Genomic DNA, 4,390 nt, shown 5'->3' on the forward strand with positions numbered 1-4,390 from the left:
GCGCTGGCGCTGGCCTGGCCGCTGGCGGCGCGCCTGCCCCCGCAGGTCGGCGCGGCCGCCATGGCGCTGGCCATGGCGGCCTGGCACCTGCCCGGCATCTATGACGCGATCTGGCGCTCGGACGCGGTCTACTGGGCCATGCAGGCGGCGCTGCTGGTTCCGGCCTGGGCGTTCTGGTCCGCGGTCCTGACCGGCAGGCGTCCGGCCGGGTTGGTGGACAGCCTGCTGGTGATGGGACTGGCGGGGTTGATGGGGCTTCTGGGCGCCGTGCTGACCTTTGCGCCGGGCATCCTGTATCTGCAGCACGTGGACGGCGCGGCGCGGTGGGGCATGACCGCGCTTGACGATCAGCGCCTGGCCGGGCTGATCCTGTGGGTGCCGGGCTTCCTGCCGATGGCGGGCCTGGCCTTTGCCATGCTCCGGCGCGACTGGCTGCGCGGCTTCGCCGCATGATCGCTGCCCTGAAAGCCGTCCACATCGCCGCGATGCTGTGCTGGTGTGCCGGGCTGATCGCCCTGCCGCTGCTGCTGATGAGCTATGGCCACGCGCAGCGCCAGGTCCGCTATTCCGAGTTCCGGCTGCTGACCCATTACGGCTATGTCGGCTTCGCCACCCCTGCCGCCGTGATCGCCATCGTGGCCGGGACCGGCCTGATCTTCGCGGCCGAGGTGTTCGACCTGTGGTTCGTGGCCAAGCTGGCCCTTGTCAGCCTGATGGCGCTTTGCCACGCCTGGATCGGCCATCTGATCGAGCAGTCGGGCCTGCAGCGCCGCGGCAAGGGGCGCGATCCTGACCGGGGCTACCGGATGCCCCATCCCGCCATCGTGCTTGCCGTCGCGCTGCCAGCCATGGGCGCGGTGCTGTGGCTGGTCCTTGCAAAGCCCGACCTGTCCTGGACCGCCGGGCTCTTGCCGCAGTTCATGCTTCAGCCGAGGGGTCAGCTTCCGTGATCCTGCTGCGTGCCGATCTGGTAGTCGAAGACCAGCTTGCCGCCGTGCCAGCCGGTGACGGTGGTCATGCCCATCCCCAGCGCCGAGATCAGGAGCCCGAAGGGCAGCACCGCCGCCTGCGGGTCGGGCAGGCGATAGCCCCAGTTGACGCCCATCACCGACAGCAGGGTGACGGCCAGGATGAAATGCGTCCAGCTTGGCGCGCGGATGCGGATGCCGGGAACCATCAGCAGCTCGACCGTGCCGGTGATCCCGGCGAACACGCCCGCGAAGAAACCGATGCCGGCTGTCCAGACCGCGACGCGCGGCCAGAAGGGATCGCCCGTCCACCAGAACATCGCGTCGGCGCCGAAGGTCAGGAAGGCCAGCGCGATCGGATAGGTGACCATCATGGCATGCAGGGGATGACCGGCAAGGGCGATCTTCGATTCCGTCTTGTCGAAGGCCGAGTGCTCCTCGATCGGGTCGGAAAGGCGGCGTCGCTGTCGCCATGTTCGCTTGGGTCTCATCGGCAGTCTCCGCTGGTGTCGCGCAAGGGGAAGGCCTGCGCCGCCGCCGCGGTTCCGTTGCTTGCGGGCTGCGACGGCGCGCTCAGCACCCTGGCGCCTGCCGGACCCGCCGCCGGGCAGATCGCGCGTCTGTGGTGGGCGATGCTGGCGGGGTCGGCGCTGATCACGCTTCTGGTGCTGGCACTTGCCGGGCTGGCCTTGTGGCGCGGCCCGCGCCCCACGGGGGAACGCGGCTGGACGATGGCATGGGGCCTGGGCTTTCCCCTGGCGGTGCTGGCGGTGCTCGTGGGCTTTGCGCTGTGGATCGGCGAACGCATGATCGCCCGCGACGACAACGCCCTGCAGGTCCGGGCCGAGGCCTACAACTGGGGCTGGCGCTTCACCCAGCCCGGCCCCGACGGCCCCGTCGCGACCGAGGGCGTCCTTTATGTCCCCGCGGGCCGGCCCTTCGACATCGCGCTGACCAGCCGCGACGTGATCCATTCCTTCTGGGTGCCGCAGCTTGGCGGCAAGATGGACACCATCCCCGGCCATGTGAACATCCACCGCCTCCAGGCCGACCGCCCCGGCCGCTACGAGGGCCTGTGCGCCGAGTTCTGCGGGCTGGGCCACGCCGCCATGCGGTTCGAGGTGGTGGTCTACGACCCCGAGGGCCCCCTGCCCCCCTTCGCCTCGGCCCCGGCAGAGGACATGCCATGACCGACAGGACCATTCCCGCCAATCCGCCGCGGCGCGCGCTGCGACTGCACCGGCAGATGGACCGCATCTGGGCGGACCTGCCCGGCTGGCGGGGGGCGCTCGCCTCGGTCAACCACACCACGGTCGGGCGGCGCTTCATGGCGACGGCGCTGGTGTTCTTCGGCATCGGCGGCGTTCTGGCGATGCTGATCCGCGCGCAGCTTGCGACGCGCGAGGGCGCCTTCCTGGACACCGCGCTGTACAACCAGATCTTCACGATGCACGGCAGCATCATGATGTTCCTGTTCGCCATTCCCATGCTGGAAGGGCTGGCGCTGTGGCTTCTGCCCAAGATCCTGGGGTCGCGCGACATGGCCTTTCCGCGCCTGAGCGCGCTGGGCTACTGGTGCTATCTGTTCGGCGGCATCATCATCGTGGCCTCCCTGCTGGGCGGCGTGGCGCCGGATGGCGGCTGGTTCATGTACACGCCCCTGTCGGGCAAGACCCACAGCCCCGGCATCAACGCCGATGTCTGGCTGCTGGGGGTGACCTTCGTGGAAATCTCGGCCGTGGCTGCGGCGGTCGAGATCACCGTGTCGATCCTGCGCCTGCGCGCGGCGGGCATGGGCCTGACCCGGATGCCCCTGATGGGCTGGTACATGCTGGGCACGGCGGCGATGATGCTGGTGGGCTTTCCGCCGCTGATCCTGGGCTCGGTCCTTCTGGAACTGGAGCGGGCCTTCGACTGGCCCTTCTTCGACGTCATGCGCGGCGGCGACCCCCTGCTGTGGCAGCACCTGTTCTGGCTGTTCGGCCACCCCGAGGTCTACATCATCTTCCTGCCCGCCGCGGGCGTCCTGTCCACCATCATTCCGGTCTTCGCGCGCGTGCCGATCCTGGGATATGGTGCGGTCGTGGCGGCGATCCTGGGGCTGGTGTTCCTGTCCTTCGGGCTGTGGGTGCACCACATGTTCACCGTGGGCATCCCGCACATGGCGCTGGCCTTCTTTTCCGCCGCCTCGGCGCTGGTGGCGGTGCCGACCTCGGTCCAGATCTTCGCCTGGATCGGGACCATGTGGGCGGGCCGGGTCCAGCTTCGGCTGCCCATGCTGTATGTCGCGGGCTTCTTCCTGACCTTCGTGATGGGAGGGCTGACCGGCGTGATGCTGGCCATGGTGCCCTTCAACTGGCAGGCCCACGACACGCATTTCGTGGTGGCGCACCTGCACTATGTCCTGGTCGGCGGCTTCGTCTTTCCCATGCTGGCCGCGATCACCTACTGGATGCCGATGATCTGCGGCCGCTTCCGCGTGCGCGCCCTGGGCGAGGCGGCCTTCTGGCTGATCCTGCTGGGCTTTCACGGCACCTTCTTCCTGATGCACCTGACCGGCCTTCTGGGAATGCCGCGCCGGATCGACGTCTATCCCGACAATCCCGAATGGGAATGGCTGAACCTTGTGTCCTCGATCGGCGGCATGGTCATGGCGGCGGGATTCGCGCTGTTCGCCCTGGACGTGGCGATGCAATGGCTGTTCGGGCGCCGCAGCCATCGCAACCCGTGGCAGGCCCCGACGCTGGACTGGGCCATGGCGCTGCCCGCGCCGTCCTACAACTTCGCCTCGCTGCCCGGACCGGGGCGCGACGATGCCCGCGCCACGCTGTCGCTGGCCAAGGGCGAGGGGCTGCTGCCCGGCGCCCCCCGCGCAAGGCGAGAGGTGTTGGTGGTCGAACCGGGCACCGGGCGCCCCGATCACGTCGCCGTCGTGCCCGGCAACACGCTGCTGCCCATCGGCACCGCCGCGGTTATCGGCAGCTTCTTCCTGCTGATGCTGGCCGGGCTTTACTGGCTGACGCCGCTTGCCATCGCCGCCGTGCTTTGGGTGGGCTGGAAATGGGGCGCCTTCATGGGCAGCACCGGGGACGCACCCCCGGTCGAGGTCGCGCCGGGTCTTTCCCTGCCCGAGCATTGGCAGGTCCGCCGGACGCTTGCCTACAGCGGCACCCTGGCGCTCCTGGTGGCGGACGGCACGCTTTACGCCTCGCTGCTGTTCGGCGTGGGCTTCCTGACCGTGATCGCGCCGAACTGGCCCGCCCCGGACAGCGGCCTGACCCTTGGCGCGTTGCTGACCGCCGGGGCGGCGCTGCTGGCGATCGCGTCCGGCACGCTGGCCTCATGGCTGGCCGAGACGCGCCGCGCCCGGCCATCGGGCACGGGCGCCGCGATGGCCGGGGTCCTGGCGACCGGACTGGCGC

At 69.8% G+C, this 4,390-nt stretch carries 5 protein-coding genes; 4 read left to right on the forward strand and 1 reads right to left on the reverse strand.

Annotated elements, in window-relative coordinates; all coding sequences use genetic code 11:
- Together J0F76_RS20020 and J0F76_RS20025 are read left to right on the forward strand one after the other, a co-directional pair.
- Positions 1 to 453: cytochrome c oxidase assembly protein (locus J0F76_RS20020; protein ID WP_207472169.1), on the forward strand; the 453-nt coding region annotated here is incomplete at its 5' end.
- Positions 450 to 950, forward strand: a complete 501-nt coding sequence (locus J0F76_RS20025) for a CopD family protein (RefSeq protein ID WP_207472170.1) — start codon at positions 450 to 452, stop codon at positions 948 to 950. The genes J0F76_RS20020 and J0F76_RS20025, both read left to right, overlap by 4 nt.
- On the opposite strand, the gene J0F76_RS20030 is transcribed toward J0F76_RS20025, so the two are convergent.
- A complete protein-coding gene (locus J0F76_RS20030; protein WP_242690471.1) occupies positions 938 to 1,459 on the reverse strand; it encodes a DUF2231 domain-containing protein in 522 nt (173 codons plus the stop codon). The two genes, J0F76_RS20025 and J0F76_RS20030, sit on opposite strands and share 13 nt — an antisense overlap.
- A gap of 15 nt (positions 1,460 to 1,474) precedes the next feature.
- On the opposite strand from J0F76_RS20030, the gene J0F76_RS20035 reads away from it, so the two are divergent.
- On the forward strand, positions 1,475 to 2,158 hold the full coding sequence (locus J0F76_RS20035; RefSeq protein WP_341351630.1) for a cytochrome c oxidase subunit II: 684 nt from the start codon (positions 1,475 to 1,477) through the stop codon (positions 2,156 to 2,158).
- On the forward strand, positions 2,155 to 4,390 hold a 2,236-nt coding region (ctaD, locus tag J0F76_RS20040; protein WP_207472171.1), incomplete at its 3' end, for a cytochrome c oxidase subunit I. The genes J0F76_RS20035 and ctaD, both read left to right, overlap by 4 nt.

Source organism: Paracoccus fontiphilus (assembly GCF_017356265.1).
Taxonomy (GTDB): Bacteria; Pseudomonadota; Alphaproteobacteria; order Rhodobacterales; family Rhodobacteraceae; genus Paracoccus; species Paracoccus fontiphilus.